This window comes from Arthrobacter jiangjiafuii (genome assembly GCF_018622995.1).
GTDB classification, from domain to species: domain Bacteria; phylum Actinomycetota; class Actinomycetes; order Actinomycetales; family Micrococcaceae; genus Arthrobacter_B; species Arthrobacter_B jiangjiafuii.
The window spans coordinates 2,063,861-2,081,847 of record NZ_CP076022.1 but is presented as its reverse complement, the minus strand read 5'-3'; the positions used below and the strand labels follow the sequence as shown (position 1 = coordinate 2,081,847).

Here is a 17,987-nt window from a genome sequence, read left to right as displayed (position 1 = left end):
CTGTACTGCCTACCCGCGGCAGGAGGATTCTCAGGCGGAGATGCTCTGCCCGCTGCCGCCCCAGATGTCGTCGCCGCGCAGGGTCGCGTCGGCGCCGCCGTCGGTGTAGATGGTCTGGCCGGTGGTGTGCGTGTTTTCCTCGCTCGTCAGCCAGGCCAGCAGCCGGGCGATGACGACCGGCTCGGAGTGGCCGTTCAGCGGCATCGGCACGGAGGAGTCGACCATCTGGCGACCCTCGGGGGTGGCCAGCAGGTCCTTGGTCATGGCGGAAAGGACGGTTCCGGGAGCGACGGCGTTCAGCGGGATCCCGGCGCCTGCCCACTGCTCGGAAATGCTTGCGCGGCGTACCCAGCGGCTCAGGGCGCGCTTGGAGGACGGGTAGTTCAGGTACCCCACGCGCGGACCCTGCTCGGCCAGGGCTGCACCGATTTCCAGCGCACGAGGCTCGTCTCCGGCCAGGAGCGCGTCCACGAGCTCGGGGGAGTTCGGCTGCAGGGATGCCATGGAGCTCACTACTGCGGCGCGCGGTGCATCACTCTTGGCCAGCGTCGGTGCCAGCAGCTCGAGGAATTCCGTGACGCCGAAGTAGTTGACGGCCACCGTGATCGGTGCCGGCGCGGAGATGCCGGCACAGGCGATGACGGCGTCCACCTTTCCGTTGGCGAGCTCAAGCGCCTTCTGGGCTGCGGTGCGGCGGCCCTCCGGCGTGCTGAGGTCCGCTTCAACCTCGGCGCCGCGCAGGTCCACGCCCACAACGGTGTAGCCGCGCTCACGCAGCAGTTCGGCCGTGGCGGCGCCGATTCCCGATCCTGATCCTGTAACGATGTATGTACGAGTCATATCTCTAGTTTACGCCGTATACATGGAAAAGCGTCCAACCCCGGGAGGATAGGCCAGCCGTTTCGGAGTTCGCCGGAAACTAGCCCAACAGGTCCTGCCAGTTCGCGGGTACCCGACCTGCCGGACCGGGGACGGCCTGGGTGGCCGGATGGTGCTGCGGCGGTGCCAGCAGCGGCCCTTTAAAGGTGGAAGAGGTCCGGTAGTCCCAGAACCAGTCCTCACCGGGTTCATAGCTGCGGATCACCGGGTGGCCGGTGGCCTCCTCATGTGCCGAGGCGTGGCGGTTCGGCGACGAGTCGCAGCAGCCGATGTGTCCACACTCCGCGCAGCGGCGCAGATGGAACCACCAGCTTCCCTCGGAGGTGCATTCCACGCAGCCGGGGCCGGAGGGTGGAACGCCTGCGTTGATGCCGGTTACGTCATACATGGAACCTTCTTCCGCGGACCACCCCGCATCCACGGTAGCCAGCGCAGCGGCGCCGGAACAGGGGGAGCAGCCTCTCAGGCCGCCCGCGCCAGCCCCACCATCCAGGCGCTCTCGTCCCAGAGCCGCGCGGCCAGGGCGGCGTCGTACGCGTCCTTGTTGGCGGTGGAGATCTTGCACTTGTAGTAGTACTTGCCCTGCTGCCAGTCGTGCCCGGGCTCGGTGGTGGCCAGCCAGAGAAGTGTCCGGGCGCCCTGGTCCGGTGAAATCAGGAACCGGTTCAGGATGCTCCGGTACATCACGCGCATGATGCTGGTGGACCCCTTGGCGAAGGAGGTGGCAACAGCGCCCGGATGGAAGGCCGCAGTGGAAATGCCGTCTGCGCGGTACCGGGAGTCGAGCTCGCGGGTGAACAGGATGTTGGCCAGTTTGGCGTTGCCGTAGGCCAGGTTCGGGGTGTATCTGCGGTGTGCTTCCAGGTCATCGATGTCGAAGTGCGCAAAAAGACTGTTGGCCACGCTCGACGTGTTGATCACGGACGCCCGCGAGTCAATCAGGCGCTCAGCAGCAGGTTGGTCAGCAGGAACGGTGCCAGATGATTGACCTGCAGCGTCTTTTCGTGGCCGTCGACGGTCTCTTCGCGGCTGCCCATTATCCCGCCGGCGTTGTTCACCAGGACGTCGATCCGCGGATACCGCTCCAGCAGGGTTCCGGCCAGGGAACGGACGTCGTCGAGCCGGGCGAAATCGGCAACCAGGTAGTCACAGTCCAGCCCGCGGGCCACCGCTGCGGTCTTCTCGGGAGAACGGCCGACGACGACGACGCGGTTCCCCAGGTTGTGCAGCGCTCGGGCCGCCGCGGCACCGATGCCGTCGCTGGCGCCGGTAATAACGATGGTTCGGTTGGACACAGGAGGCCTCTCGGGTGGGGACTCTCCCAGTATTGCCCGGTGCCCGCGATCAGCCAATGCATCGTTGCCCGGGTTGCGCCGTGTTACCCGTGCAGTGCGCCGCAGGTTCCTGGTTCAGCGACCGGAGCGTGGTTCAAGGATCCGGCAGGCAGCAGCAACGGCGGCGTTCCGGCGTCGTCCCCGTGAGTCCGTGTCCGGATCAGCGGCGCCGGTAAACAGGGCTTCGGGGGACTGCGCCCAGGCGGTGGCGAGGGAAAAGAGCAGGATGAGGAGGTCGTCGGGATTCCAGGCCGGGTCAATAACGCCTGCCTCCTGCGCGCGGAGCACTGCATCGGAGGTGGGCCCGGGCCGGCCGCAGGGGACCCGGGGCAGAAGGTCCGGATTCTCCTCCAGCCTGGCCCAGTCGAGCATGCGCAGGTGCTCGGGATGTTCCTCCGCGTGGTCAAACATGGCGCCGACAAAGCCGGACAGGTCCCGGGCGTCCCGCGGGATCAGGTCGGCGGTCTCCTGCAGGTTCAGGGCCAGGACAGTGGCAAACAGGGACCGTTTGTCACCGAAGTAGGCATAGAGGCGTTCCTTGCTGGCACGGGCTTCGCCGGCGATCCGGTCCACTCGTGCCCCGGCCAGTCCGTAGCGGGCAAATTCCGTCCGCGCAGCATCGAGGATCCGGCTCCGGGTCGCTTCGCCGTCTGATCTCATACCTGTAGTCTAGCTAAGCCAACCAACTAGTTCGTTTGAATGAGGATCTCCCGTATATGAACCGCCGCACCACCTCAGCCGGATTGCCTCCGGCTCACGACCATGCAGCGCACCCGCACCGCTGGTTGCTCCTTTCCGTCCTGGCCCTGGCCCAGCTGATGGTGGTCCTGGATGGGACCATCGTTAATATCGCCCTGCCGGACGCCCAGCGCGAGCTCGGCATGTCCGACGGCGACCGCACCTGGGTAGTTACCATCTACGCGCTGGCCTTCGGCTCGCTGCTGCTCCTCGGTGGACGCATTGCCGACTACTGGGGCCGCAAGCGCACGTTCATGGTTGGCATGGCCGGCTTCGCCCTGGCCTCGGCACTGGGCGGCTTCGCCGAGAGCACCGAAATGCTCCTTGTTGCCCGCGGCCTGCAGGGCGCCTTCGCCGCGCTCCTGGCACCTGCTTCGCTGGCTATCCTCACGATCACCTTCCCCTCCGGCAAGGACCGGATCAAGGCGTTCGCCGTTTACGGTGCCATCGGCGGCGGCGGCGCCGCGGTGGGGCTTCTGCTCGGCGGCGTCCTGACGCAGTACGCCTCCTGGCACTGGTGCCTGCTGGTGAACGTGCCCATCGCCGTCGTCGCCATAGCTGCCGGACTTCCGCTGATCCGCGAGAGCAAGGCGCACGGCAACACCCGTTACGACCTGCCCGGTGCCATCCTGGTGGTGGGCGGACTTGCCGCGCTTGTCTACGGTTTTGCGCAGGCTGAAAACGGCTGGGCCCGGACCGGGACCATCGGCTTCCTCGTAGCCGGCGTCGTTGTCCTGGCCGCCTTCGTGTTTGTGGAGTCCAAGGTCTCCAACCCGCTGCTGCCCTTGCGGGTGCTGACGAACCGGGTCCGCGGCGGGGCGTTCCTTGTCTCGACCCTGACCGGTGCGGCCCTGCTGGGCGGCATCCTGTTCCTGGTCTTCTACTTCCAGATTGTGCTGGGCTATTCGCCGCTGAAGTCCGGCCTGGCATCGCTGCCCATGACCCTGGCCATCACGGCGGGCGCGGGTGTGCTGTCCAACTTCCTGCCGCGCACCGGTGTCCGGCTGCCGATGACGCTGGGACCGGTGGTTGGCGCCGTCGGCCTCTTCTGGCTCTCCTTCATCACGGTGGAGGGCAACTACGCCGTGGAGGTCCTGCCCGGACTGGTGCTGCTGGGCTTCGGCCTCGCGATGATTTTCGTACCGCTGCAGAATGTCGCCCTGGCGGGTGTCAACGAGCACGACGCCGGTGTGGCCAGCGCCGCCGTTTCCGCCACCCAGCAGATCGGCGGTTCCATCGGAACCGCGCTGTTCACTGCCATCTACACCGCCGCCATCTCAACCTACTTGGAGAGCAATGGTGCCCTGCCGGATGCGCAGCTTCAGGCCCTGGTCAGCGGCTACTCGTCGGCCTTCGTCTGGGCCGGCGCCGCGATCCTTCTGGCGGCCCCGATCAGCTTCTTCATGATCCGCATGACCAAGGCGGACCTGGTGCAGGCTCCCGTGGTGGCACACGTCGGCTGATGTGCTGATGGATCTGATGTGCTGATGGATTAAGGAACACAGCTGTTCACACAGTGATGGACCGGCTCCTGCTTTTGCAGGGGCCGGTCCACACTTTTATGCGCACGTGTTTTATGTGCCGGTGCTCGTCAGGATGCGGAGGCTCAGGCCTTCTGCACCGTGATGGACCACTCCGCCGCGCCGATCTTGGAGAAATCGGTCACCGGGTAGCCGCTTTCGGCGGCCCAGCGGGGAATGGCATCGGTGGCCTGGGTGCAGTCAAACCGGATGACCAGTTCGTCGCCGTCAGCCATGGTGGTCATGGCCTCCTTGGCTTCGACGAGGGGGAAGGGGCAGACCTGCCCGTTGGTTTCAAGCAGTACCTGTGCCATGTGAATCGTTTCCTTTCAGGAGGGGTGCTGTGCGCCGGGGGATCAATCCCCGGGAAGGTTGGAGGGATGGAGGCATCAGGAGCGCGCCGGGGCAGCTGCCCCGGCAGGGCGTGCCGCACCCGAAACGGCTCCGGCACCGCCGCCGGAGCCGGCTGGCGGGCGCCGCTTCATGATGGTGAGCCGCGCGGCAAGACCGGTGCCGAGGATCATGCAGACCAGTGCGGTCCAGCCCTGGAAGCTGAACTGCGCGGTCTCGACCATGGCATTGCCGATGGTGCAGCCGCCGGCCAGTGCCGCTCCGACACCCATCAGCGCTCCACCGCCCAGGCTCTTGAGCACGGTATTGGCATCGGGCACCCGGATCCGGAACTCGCCGCTGCCCTTGGCCGCGATGAAGGAGCCCACCAGGATGCCCAGGACCAGGAAGACGCCCCAATCCACGAGTTCGGCATCTCCGGTGACCAGGAAGTTGACGGCGTTCGACGATGGCGTGGTGATGCCCAGTCCGGCCTCGCGCCCGGTGGCCCAGCTCAGCGGCCAGGCCGCAATTGCAATCAGCCCGATCACCACGGCGGTGGCAAAGGCGTTCCAGGGCTTCTCGAACAGGAGATGGGCCAGCCCGGACTTGGACGCCGGCAAGGCCGCCATTGTGAACTTCGGCTTGCGCAGGTGGTGGCGGACGGCGACGCCGACGGCGGCGGACAGCAGTGCCACAAGGATCCACGGAGAGACATTCAGTACCGAGTGGAACGTGCCCTGTTCCACAGTCACCGACCGCATGGAGGAAGTGAATCCGGCCAGCGGACCGGTCTTCATGATGGCGGCAAAGAGGGCGTAGGTGATGAGGGCCAGCCAGCTGCCCACCAGGCCTTCACCGGCACGGTAGTACGTACCGGTTGCGCACCCGCCCGCCAGGACGATGGCAAATCCGAAAATGAGGCCGCCCACGATGGTGGCCAGCCAGGGGAAGGCAGCCGGCTCGAGGGCGATCACGCCGGCGGCATCCAGGGCGAACACCCCGACACTCTGCACGGCCACAACCACCATGAAGGCAGTCAGCCAGCGGGTGTTGCGGGTGACCCAGATGTCCCGGAATGCGCCGGTGACGCAGAAACGCCCTCGCTGCATGACAAAGCCCAGGGCGATGCCCACAAACAGGCCGGAGATAAGCATGGAGAAGAATCCGTTCCGTGGAGGACAAAAGCTGCGGGATGAAGGCCATCAACGCTAGCCGCCGCGGTTTTGGTGCACCAAAGAATGTGGCTCCGCATGAACTTCCGGTCACCGGAATGTGGGCAATGCAACAACCGGGGTCACCCGGGACGGCCCATCAGCCTCCCCTCACAGCCTCCCCTCACAGCCTCCCACGCACCCCAAGAGCCCGGAATCAAAATTCCGGAACGCTAGCAATTACTAGGAAGTCCAAGTAAGTTGGCGTGCACGGCACCGATGGAGGGCAGGGCATGTTCGAACTTACGGAAGATCAGCTGGCGATCAGGGACATGGTGCGGGATTTCGCCGCCGAGGCGCTGGCGCCGAATGCCGCGAAATGGGATGAAACCAAGCACTTTCCCGTGGATGTCCTGGCCCAGGCCGGTGAACTGGGCATGGGCGGCATCTACGCTGCAGAGGAATACGGCGGCTCGGGCCTCTCCCGCTCCGACGCGGTGCTGATCTTCGAGGAGCTCTCCGCGGCAGACCCGTCGATTGCCGCCTACATCTCGATCCACAACATGGTGGTGTGGATGATCGATTCCTTCGGGACCGCTGACCAGCGCGCCCGGTGGGTCCCGGAGCTCGCCTCCATGACTGCCCTGGGCAGCTACTGCCTCACCGAACCCGGCGCAGGCTCGGACGCGGCAGCACTGACCACCAAGGCGGAGCGCGACGGCGGCGAGTACGTCCTGAACGGCGTCAAGCAGTTCATTTCCGGAGCCGGGGCATCGAAGTACTACATCGTGATGGCCCGGACCAGCGGCACCGGGGCACGCGGAATCAGCGCCTTCGTGGTGCCGGCGGATACCCCCGGGCTGTCCTTCGGCCCGGCCGAGCGCAAAATGGGCTGGAACGCCCAACCCACCGGACAAGTGATCTTCACCGACCTGCGCATTCCCGCGGGCAACCTGCTGGGCGCCGAAGGCGACGGCTTCGGCATCGCCATGAAGGGGCTGAACGGCGGCCGCATCAACATGGGCGCCTGTTCCCTGGGCGGTGCCCAGTCCGCCCTGGACAAAACTGTGGCGCACCTGAAGCAGCGCACGGCGTTCGGGAAGCCGCTGATCGAGCAGACCTCGCTGCTGTTCCGGCTCGCCGACATGGAGATGGACCTGCAGACCGCCCGCACCATGCTGTGGCGCGCCGCGCAGGCGCTGGACCGCGGCGCCCCCGACGTCGTAAAGCTCTGCGCCATCGCCAAGCGGGTGGCCACTGACAACGCCTTCCGGGTGGCCAACGAGGCCCTGCAGCTGCACGGCGGCTACGGCTACCTTTCCGAATACGGCCTGGAGAAAATCGTCCGGGACCTGCGGGTCCATCAAATACTGGAAGGCTCCAACGAGATCATGCAGCTCATTGTCGGCCGGAACCTGGCGGAGGCCGGAGCATGACGCACACCCACCCCGAACCCGAGGTCCGGTTCGAACGCACCGGGCATCTGGGCCGGATCATCCTGAACCGGCCGCGCGCCATCAACGCCCTGACCGCCACCATGGTCTCGCTGATCGCCGACACTCTCGATGCATGGGAGCACGACGACGGCGTGGCCACCGTCCTGCTCTCCGGCGCCGGCGAGCGCGGGCTCTGCGCCGGAGGGGACATCGTGGCGATCTACCGGGACGCAGCCAACGGCGGTGCGGACTCGGCCCGGTTCTGGGCCGAGGAGTACCGGCTCAACGCCCGGATCAGTTCCTATCCCAAGCCCTACGTCGCACTGATGGACGGGATTGTCCTGGGCGGCGGCGTCGGCATCTCCGCACACGCCCGGCACCGTGTCGTCACCGAACGGACCAAGGTGGGGATGCCCGAAACCGGCATCGGCTTCATTCCCGACGTCGGCGGCACCTACCTGCTCTCCCGTGCCCCCGGGGAGCTGGGTACGCATGCGGCCCTGACCGCCGGCACCCTGACCGGGCCGGATGCCGTGCTCATGGGCCTGGCGGACATCTACGTAGACAGCGGACGGCTTCAGGATCTTGCCGCCGCGCTCGCGGAAAAGCCGGTACAGGAGGTCCTCGACGCGTTCGCGCAGGAGGTGCCGCCGGCCCCGCTGGCCGCCGCGCGGCCCTGGATTGATGACTGCTACGGCCACGACGACGTCGAAACCATCGTGGATGCGCTGCACCGCGCCGGCACCGCCGACGCAAACCAGGCCGCCGGCGTCGTCCTGTCAAAGTCCCCGTCGGCGCTGAAGGTGACCCTGGAATCGCTGCGGCGGGCGCGGGCCCTGCCGGACCTGGAAAGCGTGCTCGAACAGGAATACCGGGTCTCGCTCAACGCGCTGGCCGCCCCCGACTTCGCCGAAGGCGTCCGCGCCCAGGTCATCGACAAGGACCGGTCCCCGCAATGGCGGCCGGCCACGCTGGCCGAGGTGCGGCAGGCCGATGTCCACGCGTACTTTGACGCGCCGCAGGGCCGGCCCGGCCTGTGGGAGAACCATCCACTCACATCCCAGGAGCAACGATGAGCGACACACAGCAGACCCTGCCCCGGCTGGGATTCATCGGTATGGGCAACATGGGCGGACCGATGGCCGCTAACCTGGTCGCTGCCGGCTACACCGTGACCGGGTACGACCCGGTACCGGCTGCGGCGGAGCGCGCAGCCGCGGCCGGCGTGCGGATGGCCGGAACGGGAGCGGAGGCGGTGGCGCAGGCCGACGTCGTGATCACCATGCTGCCCACCGGCCGGCATGTGCTCAACGCGCTGTCCGGCGACGGCGACACCCCCGGCCTGCTGGCCGCAGCGGACGGTGACACCCTGTTCCTGGAGTGCTCCACGATCTCCGTCGATGACGCCACCACCGCCCACGCGCTGATGCTCGAGACCGGGCACCGCGGGCTGGACGCGCCGGTCTCCGGCGGCGTGGTGGGCGCAGAGGCCGGAACCCTGACCTTCATGGTGGGCGGCGCCGCGGAGGACTTCGCCGCAGCTCTGCCGGTGCTGGAGGTCATGGGCGGCCGCGTGGTGCACTGCGGCGGACCCGGCGCCGGACAGGCAGCGAAAATCTGCAACAACATGATCCTTGGCGTCTCGATGATCGCCGTCAGCGAGGCCTTTGTCCTGGGCGAGGAACTGGGCCTGAGCCACCAGGCGCTGTTTGACGTCGCGTCTGCCGCCTCCGGGCAGTGCTGGGCCCTGACGACCAACTGTCCGGTTCCCGGCCCGGTGCCGGCCAGCCCCGCCAACCGGGACTACCGCCCGGGCTTTGCCGCGGCGCTGATGGCCAAGGACCTGGGCCTGGCCGCCGATGCCCTGGATTCGACCGGCGTCAGCGCGGAGCTGGGCCGGCGGGCCGGGGAAATCTACCGTAATCTCACCGAGTCCGGTGGCGGGGGAGAGGACTTCTCCGCAATCATCAACACCATCCGCGCCAACAGCACCCAGCCCGGTCCTGCCGGGTCCGCGGGCGTCGCAGGAACCGCAAGCCAGAGAACAGCCGGGCAGCAGCCGGCAGAACAGAGTGGAACAGCATGAGCGAGTACGAGAACATCCTCCTGGAGCGCAGCGGCCGGGTGGGCATCATCACCCTGAACCGGCCCAAGGCGCTCAACGCCCTGAACTTCGGGCTGATGCAGGACGTGGTGGCCGCAGCCACCAACCTGGACGAGGACCCGGAGATCGGCGCCATCATCATCACCGGATCGGAACGGGCCTTTGCCGCGGGAGCGGACATCAAGGAGATGTCCGAGAAGACCTACGTGGACATGTACCTCGGGAACTGGTTCCGCGGCTGGGACACCCTCGCTGCAGTGCGCACCCCGGTGATTGCCGCCGTCGCCGGCCATGCCCTGGGCGGGGGCTGCGAACTGGCGCTGCTGTGCGACTTCATCATCGCGGCCGACACGGCGAAGTTCGGGCAGCCGGAAATCAAGCTCGGCGTCATTCCCGGAATCGGCGGCTCGCAGCGCCTGACCCGTGCCGTCGGCAAGGCCAAGGCAATGGAAATGATCCTCACCGGCCGGACCATCGGTGCCGAGGAGGCCGAGCGGGCAGGAATGGTGGCACGGGTGGTGCCGGCTGCGGAACTGCTCGACGACGCCCGCTCCACTGCCGAGACCATTGCCTCCATGTCGGCTCCGGTGGCCATGCTCGGCAAGGAACTGGTGAACGCGGCGTTCGAGACCACGTTGGACTCGGGCATCCGGCTGGAGCGCCGGGTCTTCCATTCCGTGTTTGCTTTGGAGGACCAGAAGGAAGGCATGGCTGCGTTTATCGAAAAGCGCAAGCCGGAGTTCAAGCACCGGTAAGCGGGAGCTCTCCCAGCAGGCACGACAGCCCGGCAGGGCACCAATACCGGCAGCAGCAACCAGGGAACCAGCGGCAACCAGCGACCAACGAAAACGAGGGCACCATGACCGAGCTCAACACCCCGACGGACCCAGCGAAGGACACCACTGCAAGCCGTCCAGCCAGCGGTCCCGCCGGCACACCCGATTCCAGCGCTGGTGCCGACCACAGCGCGTTCCTCTCCGGGGTCGACCAGCCGATGTGGATCGGCGGCGAACCGGTGGAGGCTGCCTCCGGGCAGTGGCGCGAGGTGAAGAACCCGGCCCGTCGGGAAGCCGTCATTGCCCGCGTTCCTGCCGGCGGCCCGGAAGACGTGGACCGGGCCGTAGCGGCCGCCCGGTCCGCCTTCGGCGGCTGGAGCAGCGCCCACTTCACCGTCCGTTCCAGGGCCCTGAACCTGATCGCGGATGACATCGAGGCCCGGGCCGAAGACTTTGCCCGCCTCACCGCACTGGATACCGGCAACGCCCTGCGCACCCAGGCCCGGCCCGAAGTGGCCACCCTGGTGGCGCTGTTCCGCTACTTCGCAGGGATCGCCGGGGAGGTCAAGGGCGTGACGCTGCCGGCCGGGGACGGCCAGCTGCAGTACACCCGGCTGGAACCGCTGGGCGTGGTGGCCTGCATCCTGCCGTGGAACTCACCGCTGATGATCGCCGGCTTCAAGCTCCCCGCCGCACTGGCAGCCGGCAACACCGTGATCCTCAAGGCAGCCGATGATGCGCCGCTGACGATCCTGCTGCTGGCGGAGATCTGTGGACGGCACCTGCCCGCCGGCACGGTCAATGCGCTGACCGGCCGCGGCTCCGTCATCGGGGCGGCGCTGGCCGAGCATCCCGGCGTCGACAAAGTGTCCTTCACCGGATCCACCGAGGTGGGCCGCGGCGTCGCACGCACTGCCGGTGAGCGGCTCGCCCACGTCTCGCTGGAACTGGGCGGGAAAAACCCCTCGATCGTGTTCCCTGACGCCGTTGATGATGACCTGATCGACGGGCTGCTGCTGGCCTCCCGGTTCACCCGCCAGGGTCAGAGCTGCACGGCCGGTTCACGGTTGTTCCTGCACGAGGACATTTACGACGAGGTGTTGGAAAAGCTGGCGGCGAAGCTGGGCGCCCTGACCGTGGGCGATCCGCTGGACGAGGCCACCGACATGGGCGCCATCATCAACAACAGCCAGTTCTCCTCGATCAGCGGGTACCTGGACGAGGGGCGCAGCTCGATGACGACCATCCTGGGCGGCTCGGTTCCGGAGCAGGGCCCGCTCACCGAAGGCTACTTCCACCTGCCCACGATTTTCGGCGGGGGCCGCAATGACTTCCGGCTGGCGCAGGAGGAGATCTTCGGGCCGGTGCTGGTGGCCATCCCGTGGCGGGACACCGACGAGGTGATCCGGATGGCCAACGAGTCGCACTACGGACTGGCGGCCTTTGTCTGGTCGCACAACCTGGACAACGCACTGAACACCGCCCACCGGGTGGAAGCGGGCTGGGTCCAGGTCAACCAGGGCGGCGGCCAGGTGGTGGGCCAGTCCTACGGCGGCTACAAGCAGAGCGGAATCGGCCGCGAAGTGTCCCTGGAGGGGATGCTCGCCGGCTTCACCCAGACCAAGCAGATCAACGTCAAGCTGCGCGGCTAGAGGGCCATCATGGGCAAGGGGACGCTGCGGGTGGAACGGGACGGACCGGTGGCGACGGTCTTCCTGTCCAATCCCGGCCGGCGCAACACGCTGACTGCGGGGATGTGGCGCGAGTTCGCCGTCGTCCTGGCTCCGTTGGCGCAGGACGACGGCGTCAAGGTCGTCATCATCCGCGGCGAGGGAGAGGACTTTTCCGCGGGGGCCGACATCTCCGACCTGCGCACCATCCTGCACAATCCGGAGAACGGCCTGCACGACGGCGGCCATGTCACCGCCGGGGAGGAAGCCATTGCGGCGTTCCCCAAACCGGTGATTGCCGCAGTGGACGGCTACTGCCTGGGCGGAGCATGGCAGGTGGCCGGGGCCTGCGACTTCCGGCTGGCCTCGGACCGGGCCGTCTTCGGCATTACCCCGGCGAAGATCGGCATCGTCTATCCGCTCTCGGGCATCCGGCGGCTGGTCCGGCTGGCTGGTCCCGGAGCGGCCAAGTACCTGCTGTTCAGCGGCGACTTTGTGCCCGCCGAGCAGGCCCTGCGCCTGGGGCTGGTGGAGCGGGTGATTCCGCAGGCCGACTTCTGGACCGACGTCACCTCCTTTGCCCGCCGCCTGGCCGGCCGGTCCCAGCTGTCGCTGCAGGCCATGAAGGAACTCGTAGACGTCATTGCCGCCGTGGGCCCGGATGACGGAGCGGGCAATGAAGCCGGCACCGGCATCCCCGGCATCCCCGGTAGCCCCGGGCCCGTGGAGCAGGCAAGCCGCCGCTGGCAGCAGGAAATGTCAGCGTCACCGGATCCGGCTATTGGTGTCCGGGCGTTCCTCGCCAAGGAGGAGCCGGTCTTTATCTGGACTGCTCCGACGGTTGCGGCTGCTCCGGCGGCCTCGACTCCACACCGCCACGGCACCAACATCAACCAGGAAGAGGCACGATGACCCCGAAGAGCGCCACCACCGTGTTTTGCGAGGCCCGCGACGAGCTCCTGGCCCTGGCCGGCAACTATGAAAAGGCAGTCGAAACGTTCACCTGGCCGCGGCTCGAGGGCCGGTTCAACTGGGCCGTGGACTATTTCGACGCCATGGCCCGCGGCAACGACGCCTGCGCCCTGTGGATCGTGGAGGAGGACGGATCGGAGCAGAAATACAGCTTTGATTTCATGTCCTGCCGGTCCGACCAAGTAGCTGCCTGGCTCTCGGGACAGGGTGTACGTGCCGGTGACCCGGTGATGCTGATGCTCGGCAACCAGCTGGAACTCTGGGAGTGCATGCTGGCGGCGATGAAGCTGGGCGCCGTCATCATGCCCACTGCCTCCGCGGCGGGAACCGCCGACCTTGCCGACCGGATCGAGCGGGGAGGCGCCCGCTGGGTGATCGCGAATGCGGCCGATGCGGGAAAGTTCGACGACGTTGCCGGGGGGTACGGCCGGATCCTCGTCGGGGATGCCGGTTCCGGTCCCGGCAGCGGCTGGCTGGATTACGCCCGCTCTTCCGAGGTCGAAGCTGTCCCGCTGCAAACCGTCACCGATGCCGGCGATCCGTTGCTGTTCTACTTCACCTCGGGCACCACCAGCCGGCCCAAGCTGGTGGAGCACACCCAGGTGTCGTATCCGGTGGGCCACCTCTCTACCATGTACTTTCTGGGCCTGCAGCCAGGTGACGTGCATCTGAACATCAGCGCTCCCGGTTGGGCCAAGCACGCCTGGAGCAGTTTCTTCGCGCCGTGGAATGCCGGGGCCACGGTCTTCATCTACAACTACGCCCGCTTTCGGCCCGAGGCCCTGCTGGAGCAGCTGCACCGTGCGGAGGTCACCAGCCTGTGTGCGCCGCCCACCGTGTGGCGGATGATGATCCAGTCGACGCTGGGGGAGCGCCCGGCCCGGCTGCGGGAGCTGATCGGCGCCGGGGAGCCGCTGAACCCCGAAGTGATTTCCCGGGTGCAGTCGGCGTGGGGGCTGAGCATCCGCGACGGCTTCGGCCAGACCGAAACCACGGCCCTGGTCGGGAACACCCCGGGCGCTGACCTGCATCCCGGATCCATGGGCCGCCCGCTGCCGGGCGTGCCGGTGGTCATTGTGGATCCGGCGACCGGGGAGCCGGCCGACGAGGGGGAGATCTGCCTGGATCTGGCCCGCAGGCCCCTGAACCTGATGACCGGATACCGCGGTGATCCGGAACGGACCAGCGCTGTGATGGAGGGCGGATATTTCCATACCGGAGACATCGCTGTCCGTGATGCCGACGGGTACATCACCTATCTTGGCCGGACCGACGACGTCTTCAAGGCCTCCGACTACAAGATCAGCCCCTTTGAACTCGAGAGCGTCCTGATCGAGCATCCTGCGGTGGCCGAGGCCGCCGTCGTCCCCGCCCCCGACGAGCTCCGCCTTGCCGTGCCCAAGGCGTATGTGGCGCTCGCAGAAGGTTGGGAACCGAACCGGGAGACGGCGTTGTCGATCCTCACCTATGCCCGGGAGCATCTGGCCCCGTATCTGCGGGTACGGCGGCTGGAATTCCACGACCTGCCGAAGACGATGTCCGGAAAGATCCGCCGCGTGCAGCTGCGGGCCATGGAGAACGACGGCGACGGCGACGGCGACGGCGGGGGAGCGGGCAGCCGGGCGGGCCGGGCTGGCACGGAGTTTCGGGACGATGAGTTTCCGGAGCTGCGCCAGTGACGCCAGCACCTGGAACCGGATCTGGATCCGAACCTGAATCCGGATCATCACCTGACACGCCGGTCCCCGGAGCACCTGGCCTGGAATCCGCCCGGGATTCCTCGGTCTCCGGAACACATTCCTCGGTCCCCGGAACACCCGTTCCGAAGCCGGAGCCTCCGCCCCTGCCCCAGGACCCGATAGCCGAGGCACGGAGGCACTGGGAAGACCATGGGTGGGGTGCGGCCGCGGACGGTATGGCTGCAGTCACCGCAGTGATGCGTGCCCACCAGATTCTATTGACCCGGGTGGAGAAGGTGCTGAAGCCGTTCGGACTGACGTTCGCCCGGTTTGAGCTGCTGGCCCTCCTGAGTTTTACCGGAAGCGGAGCCTTGCCTATGGCCAAAGCCGGGGCGCGGCTGCAGGTCCATCCGACCTCGGTCACCAGCGCCGTGGACCGGTTGGAACAGGCAGGGCTGGCCTCGCGCAAGAGGCACCCGACTGACGGCCGGACCGTGCTGGTGGAAATCACCGACGCCGGGCGGGAACTGGTGCCTGTCGCCGCCGAAGCGCTCAACAGCGAGGTGTTCTCCCGCCCTGGGTTCTCCCGGCACGATCTGGCCGCCCTCACCGACATCCTGACCCGCTTCCGGCTGGAGGCCGGCGACTTCGAGAAGCCTGGAAGGCTGGAAGGTTAGAAGGGCGGCGGATCTGCGTCGGAATCAGGCAAGTCGTCCACCTCGGCTGGCGGCGGCACTTTGACTGGCAGCGGGACGACCGGGAGCGGCGCATCGGCTGCCAGCGGCACGGCCGGCGAGGTCACCATCTGCAGGTGGGGTTCTGTTCGGTAGGTCCGCCCACCCGGTGAGGTCCACTCGATAATCCCCGCTTCCGGTTGGCAGGCCTTCCAGAACCCTTCGGTTTTGAACATGTGGTGCCGCCGGCAGAGGTGCTCGAGATTGTCATGGTCGGTTTTCCCGCCCTGCGCCCAGGGCCGGGTGTGGTCGATCTCGGAGATCACCGCGTTCGACCGGCAACCCGGGAACCGGCAGGTTCCGTCCCGTGCGCGCAGCCAGCGCTGTAGCCCGGCGGGGATTTTCCGCCGTCGTCCGACCCGCAGGATTTCCTCGGTCACCGGGTCCCGTTCCACCGGTGTCCATTTCGCTGCCTCGCGGGCCATCCGGCGGGCGGTTTCCGGGCTGATGGGTCCGTAACCGTGTAGCTCCGCGGGCTGTTCGTCCGCTCCGAAGAGAGTTTCGGCGTTGATAAGGACCAGGATCTCGGTCCGTGCCTTGCTCCGGTTCGTCCTCCCGCGGGTCTTGCCGCCAGTCTTCCTGCCGCCAGCCCCCTTCCCACCACAGGAGGAGCCGCCCGAGGTATCGCGGTCATCCCGGTCCAGCAGCAGGTCCTCGAGGATGTCCGCCCGTAACTGATCCACCATGCGCGGGTCTCCGGCGGACCGCTCGCCCCGGGCGGCCTTGGTCAGCTGGATAAACACCGCCTGGGCCTTCTCCGACGGGAGCAGGGCCGAAAGCCAGGACATCCCGTCACAGTCCGGATCCAGCACCACACGGCGCTTCTCAAAGGCCGTGCGCTGCCGCTTCTGCATCGTCTCCGGATACTTGTTCTCCCGCAGCCGCCGGGCCTTGACCCGAAACTGGGAACCCGTCTGCCCCGCAACTGCCACGCCCAACAGCTCCGCCTCAAAACCCGGCAGCTCGCCGGCGGGAATGCTCTGGGACTGATCCAGCACCGTCTGCACATGTCCGTAGCTCAGCGCCCCGGACTCGAGCTTCGCCAGTGTGGCGGCGTGGGTCCCGCAGAGAGAGCCGGCTTCGTTCATCCGCATGGCCGCCGTGCCGGTGGGGATCCCCAGGATGGTGGCTGCCTCTTCGGCGGCGAGACTGAATGCCAGGCCGGGCTCGGGTTTCCCTGATGCGAAGAACATTTCGTCCCGGAAGATGTCCTCGATTCGGTGCAGGACTTTGGCCTGCTGTGCCTGCACCCATCTGCCCAGCTGATCCAGCCGGGTCAACACCACCCCGGCCTGGTCCTGATCCAGAATTTCGACGCCCTGCAGGACCAGCGACCCGGTGAAGGATTCCAGGCCGGCGTCGAAAACCGCCCGGCTGCGCTCCGCCGCGGTCGCGCCCGCCCCGCCACAACCGCCGTCGGCCCCACCGCCGTCGTCGTAGCCGGCGTTATTGCTGGCGCTGTTGCCGGGAAACGTCCTGTCATGATCCATGCCTTAAGGCTTTCATCTGCCTCTGACATTTCCGGCGCGAAAAGGGCCCCAAAAGCGCCAAATCAGCTGCTTTTTGGGGCCCTCAGATACCCGACTTTTCAGGTCAATTACCTGGCTAGGCGCTCCTTTACCTGTGTCGGGTACCTCAGCCAGGCGCCGGAGCAGAGCCTAGAGCAGACCCTGCCCGGCGCTTCCGGCGGGATGCGGCTGCAGCACCTGGACGTCCATGTCAGCAGCCATCTTTCCCTCCAGGGCAGCGGTCAGGGCCTTGAAGGCGGGGCTGACGGAATGGGCCTGAAGGTCCTCCGGCGTGGCCCACTTCTCGATCATGACCAGCCGGTCCCGGCCCTCGTTAAGGCTGTAAAGCTCACAGCCGGCATCTTCGGAGTGCACCCGGTCGATCACGGTCTCGAGGGTGGAAATGACCTCGTCCCGGAACTCGGGTTTGGGAAACATGGTGGCGACGATGACCAGGCTCATGCGTTTTGCTCCTTAAAGCTGTCCAGGGCGGTGTCAATGGCGACGCTGCCGTTGTTGAACTGGATGGTCTGCCCGATCGTACCGGGCCGCTCGAGAACGGCGGCAGCCACGAGGGCAACATCCTCGCGGGATACCTGGGTACCTTCGATCCCGGCTCCGATTTCAATCTTGCCGGTGCCTGGATCCATGGTCAGTGCACTGGGGCCCAGGATGGTCCAGTCCAGCCCGCTGTGGCGCAGGTACTCATCCGCGGCGGCCTTGGCTTCGGCGTAGGCATAGAAGCCGTTGTCCTCGGGAACACCGTGCTCAGGTCCGGCGCCGAAGTAGGACACCATCACATAGCGCCGCGCACCCGCTGCCACGGCTGCATCAATGGAACGGATCGCGGCATCGCGGTCAACGGCATAGGTGCGCTCCGGCGCACCTCCGCCCGCACCGGCCGACCAGACGACGGCGTCGGCGCCCTCAAGCTTCTGCGCGATTTCTTCGGTTGAAAGGTTCTCCACATCGGCGACGACGGCGGTGGCGCCCGTGGCCTCGACATCGGCCGTGTGCTGCGGGTTGCGGAACAGGGACGTGACCTGGTGCCCATTGGCGGTGAGGTCGCGGGCCAGGTGCAGGGCAACCTTGCCGTGGCCGCCGATGATGGTGATGCGTGACATGGGGAGTCCTTTCATGGGGAACAGTGTCC

Annotated in this window: 19 protein-coding genes; 9 read left to right on the top strand and 10 right to left on the bottom strand. The window is 67.1% G+C overall.

Features of this window, described 5'->3' with window-relative positions; genetic code table 11:
* Positions 1 to 30 precede the first annotated feature (30 nt).
* The 5 genes from KKR91_RS09785 to KKR91_RS09770 form a co-directional block, all read right to left on the bottom strand.
* Entirely contained in the window at positions 31 to 840 is an 810-nt protein-coding gene (locus KKR91_RS09785) for an SDR family oxidoreductase (RefSeq protein ID WP_210229093.1), read from the bottom strand.
* A gap of 79 nt (positions 841 to 919) precedes the next feature.
* On the bottom strand, positions 920 to 1,267 hold the full coding sequence (locus KKR91_RS09780; protein WP_210229091.1) for a UBP-type zinc finger domain-containing protein: 348 nt from the start codon (positions 1,265 to 1,267) through the stop codon (positions 920 to 922).
* 74 nt (positions 1,268 to 1,341) lie between these two features.
* Entirely contained in the window at positions 1,342 to 1,782 is a 441-nt protein-coding gene (locus tag KKR91_RS17210; RefSeq protein ID WP_420481386.1) for a Rossmann-fold NAD(P)-binding domain-containing protein, read from the bottom strand.
* 35 nt (positions 1,783 to 1,817) lie between these two features.
* The gene (locus KKR91_RS17205) at positions 1,818 to 2,174 is read right to left on the bottom strand and encodes an SDR family NAD(P)-dependent oxidoreductase (protein ID WP_420481385.1); all 357 of its coding nucleotides are present in this window, start codon (positions 2,172 to 2,174) and stop codon (positions 1,818 to 1,820) included.
* A gap of 114 nt (positions 2,175 to 2,288) precedes the next feature.
* A complete protein-coding gene (locus tag KKR91_RS09770; RefSeq protein WP_210229089.1) occupies positions 2,289 to 2,873 on the bottom strand; it encodes a TetR/AcrR family transcriptional regulator in 585 nt (194 codons plus the stop codon).
* Positions 2,874 to 2,929: 56 nt separating this feature from the next.
* On the opposite strand from KKR91_RS09770, the gene KKR91_RS09765 reads away from it, so the two are divergent.
* Entirely contained in the window at positions 2,930 to 4,414 is a 1,485-nt protein-coding gene (locus KKR91_RS09765) for an MFS transporter (RefSeq protein WP_210229087.1), read from the top strand.
* A 143-nt stretch (positions 4,415 to 4,557) separates the two neighbouring features.
* Here the strand turns inward: KKR91_RS09765 and KKR91_RS09760 are convergent, their stop codons facing one another.
* Positions 4,558 to 4,785, bottom strand: coding sequence for a sulfurtransferase TusA family protein (locus tag KKR91_RS09760; RefSeq protein WP_210229085.1), 228 nt, complete (start codon positions 4,783 to 4,785; stop codon positions 4,558 to 4,560).
* Between the two features lie 75 nt (positions 4,786 to 4,860).
* On the bottom strand, positions 4,861 to 5,958 hold the full coding sequence (locus KKR91_RS09755; protein ID WP_210229083.1) for a YeeE/YedE family protein: 1,098 nt from the start codon (positions 5,956 to 5,958) through the stop codon (positions 4,861 to 4,863).
* Between the two features lie 290 nt (positions 5,959 to 6,248).
* On the opposite strand from KKR91_RS09755, the gene KKR91_RS09750 reads away from it, so the two are divergent.
* The 8 genes from KKR91_RS09750 (at position 6,249) to KKR91_RS09715 (ending at position 15,269) form a co-directional block, all read left to right on the top strand.
* The gene (locus KKR91_RS09750) at positions 6,249 to 7,391 is read left to right on the top strand and encodes an acyl-CoA dehydrogenase family protein (RefSeq protein WP_210229081.1); all 1,143 of its coding nucleotides are present in this window, start codon (positions 6,249 to 6,251) and stop codon (positions 7,389 to 7,391) included.
* Positions 7,388 to 8,467, top strand: a complete 1,080-nt coding sequence (locus KKR91_RS09745; protein WP_210229079.1) for an enoyl-CoA hydratase/isomerase family protein — start codon at positions 7,388 to 7,390, stop codon at positions 8,465 to 8,467. Before KKR91_RS09750 ends, KKR91_RS09745 begins: the two co-directional genes overlap by 4 nt.
* The gene (gene mmsB, locus KKR91_RS09740) at positions 8,464 to 9,477 is read left to right on the top strand and encodes a 3-hydroxyisobutyrate dehydrogenase (protein ID WP_210229077.1); all 1,014 of its coding nucleotides are present in this window, start codon (positions 8,464 to 8,466) and stop codon (positions 9,475 to 9,477) included. The genes KKR91_RS09745 and mmsB overlap by 4 nt, the downstream gene beginning before the upstream one ends.
* The gene (locus tag KKR91_RS09735) at positions 9,474 to 10,250 is read left to right on the top strand and encodes an enoyl-CoA hydratase (RefSeq protein ID WP_210229075.1); all 777 of its coding nucleotides are present in this window, start codon (positions 9,474 to 9,476) and stop codon (positions 10,248 to 10,250) included. The genes mmsB and KKR91_RS09735 overlap by 4 nt, the downstream gene beginning before the upstream one ends.
* A 239-nt stretch (positions 10,251 to 10,489) precedes the next feature.
* Positions 10,490 to 11,923, top strand: coding sequence for an aldehyde dehydrogenase family protein (locus tag KKR91_RS09730; RefSeq protein WP_210229767.1), 1,434 nt, complete (start codon positions 10,490 to 10,492; stop codon positions 11,921 to 11,923).
* Between the two features lie 9 nt (positions 11,924 to 11,932).
* The gene (locus KKR91_RS09725; RefSeq protein ID WP_210229073.1) at positions 11,933 to 12,853 is read left to right on the top strand and encodes an enoyl-CoA hydratase/isomerase family protein; all 921 of its coding nucleotides are present in this window, start codon (positions 11,933 to 11,935) and stop codon (positions 12,851 to 12,853) included.
* A complete protein-coding gene (locus KKR91_RS09720) occupies positions 12,850 to 14,592 on the top strand; it encodes an AMP-binding protein (RefSeq protein WP_210229071.1) in 1,743 nt (580 codons plus the stop codon). The genes KKR91_RS09725 and KKR91_RS09720 overlap by 4 nt, the downstream gene beginning before the upstream one ends.
* A 236-nt stretch (positions 14,593 to 14,828) precedes the next feature.
* Positions 14,829 to 15,269 (top strand): MarR family winged helix-turn-helix transcriptional regulator, encoded by a 441-nt coding sequence (locus tag KKR91_RS09715; protein WP_210229069.1) that lies wholly within the window; start codon positions 14,829 to 14,831, stop codon positions 15,267 to 15,269.
* On the opposite strand, the gene KKR91_RS09710 is transcribed toward KKR91_RS09715, so the two are convergent.
* The 3 genes from KKR91_RS09710 to KKR91_RS09700 all read right to left on the bottom strand — a co-directional run bounded on the left by KKR91_RS09710 (position 15,266) and on the right by KKR91_RS09700 (position 17,958).
* Positions 15,266 to 16,816 (bottom strand): HNH endonuclease, encoded by a 1,551-nt coding sequence (locus KKR91_RS09710; protein ID WP_210229067.1) that lies wholly within the window; start codon positions 16,814 to 16,816, stop codon positions 15,266 to 15,268. The genes KKR91_RS09715 and KKR91_RS09710 overlap by 4 nt on opposite strands.
* Positions 16,817 to 16,984: 168 nt before the next feature.
* A complete protein-coding gene (locus KKR91_RS09705; RefSeq protein WP_210229065.1) occupies positions 16,985 to 17,296 on the bottom strand; it encodes a putative quinol monooxygenase in 312 nt (103 codons plus the stop codon).
* A complete protein-coding gene (locus KKR91_RS09700; RefSeq protein WP_210229063.1) occupies positions 17,293 to 17,958 on the bottom strand; it encodes an SDR family oxidoreductase in 666 nt (221 codons plus the stop codon). The genes KKR91_RS09705 and KKR91_RS09700 overlap by 4 nt, the downstream gene beginning before the upstream one ends.
* Positions 17,959 to 17,987 lie beyond the last annotated feature (29 nt).

Coding starts and splice junctions, on each gene's coding strand:
- KKR91_RS09785 (WP_210229093.1), bottom strand. CDS start 840: ATGACTCGTACATACATCGTTACAGGATCAGGATCGGGAATCGGCGCC.
- KKR91_RS09780 (WP_210229091.1), bottom strand. CDS start 1,267: ATGTATGACGTAACCGGCATCAACGCAGGCGTTCCACCCTCCGGCCCC.
- KKR91_RS09770 (WP_210229089.1), bottom strand. CDS start 2,873: ATGAGATCAGACGGCGAAGCGACCCGGAGCCGGATCCTCGATGCTGCG.
- KKR91_RS09765 (WP_210229087.1), top strand. CDS start 2,930: ATGAACCGCCGCACCACCTCAGCCGGATTGCCTCCGGCTCACGACCAT.
- KKR91_RS09760 (WP_210229085.1), bottom strand. CDS start 4,785: ATGGCACAGGTACTGCTTGAAACCAACGGGCAGGTCTGCCCCTTCCCC.
- KKR91_RS09755 (WP_210229083.1), bottom strand. CDS start 5,958: ATGCTTATCTCCGGCCTGTTTGTGGGCATCGCCCTGGGCTTTGTCATG.
- KKR91_RS09750 (WP_210229081.1), top strand. CDS start 6,249: ATGTTCGAACTTACGGAAGATCAGCTGGCGATCAGGGACATGGTGCGG.
- KKR91_RS09745 (WP_210229079.1), top strand. CDS start 7,388: ATGACGCACACCCACCCCGAACCCGAGGTCCGGTTCGAACGCACCGGG.
- mmsB (WP_210229077.1), top strand. CDS start 8,464: ATGAGCGACACACAGCAGACCCTGCCCCGGCTGGGATTCATCGGTATG.
- KKR91_RS09735 (WP_210229075.1), top strand. CDS start 9,474: ATGAGCGAGTACGAGAACATCCTCCTGGAGCGCAGCGGCCGGGTGGGC.
- KKR91_RS09730 (WP_210229767.1), top strand. CDS start 10,490: ATGTGGATCGGCGGCGAACCGGTGGAGGCTGCCTCCGGGCAGTGGCGC.
- KKR91_RS09725 (WP_210229073.1), top strand. CDS start 11,933: ATGGGCAAGGGGACGCTGCGGGTGGAACGGGACGGACCGGTGGCGACG.
- KKR91_RS09720 (WP_210229071.1), top strand. CDS start 12,850: ATGACCCCGAAGAGCGCCACCACCGTGTTTTGCGAGGCCCGCGACGAG.
- KKR91_RS09715 (WP_210229069.1), top strand. CDS start 14,829: ATGGCTGCAGTCACCGCAGTGATGCGTGCCCACCAGATTCTATTGACC.
- KKR91_RS09710 (WP_210229067.1), bottom strand. CDS start 16,816: ATGGATCATGACAGGACGTTTCCCGGCAACAGCGCCAGCAATAACGCC.
- KKR91_RS09705 (WP_210229065.1), bottom strand. CDS start 17,296: ATGAGCCTGGTCATCGTCGCCACCATGTTTCCCAAACCCGAGTTCCGG.
- KKR91_RS09700 (WP_210229063.1), bottom strand. CDS start 17,958: ATGTCACGCATCACCATCATCGGCGGCCACGGCAAGGTTGCCCTGCAC.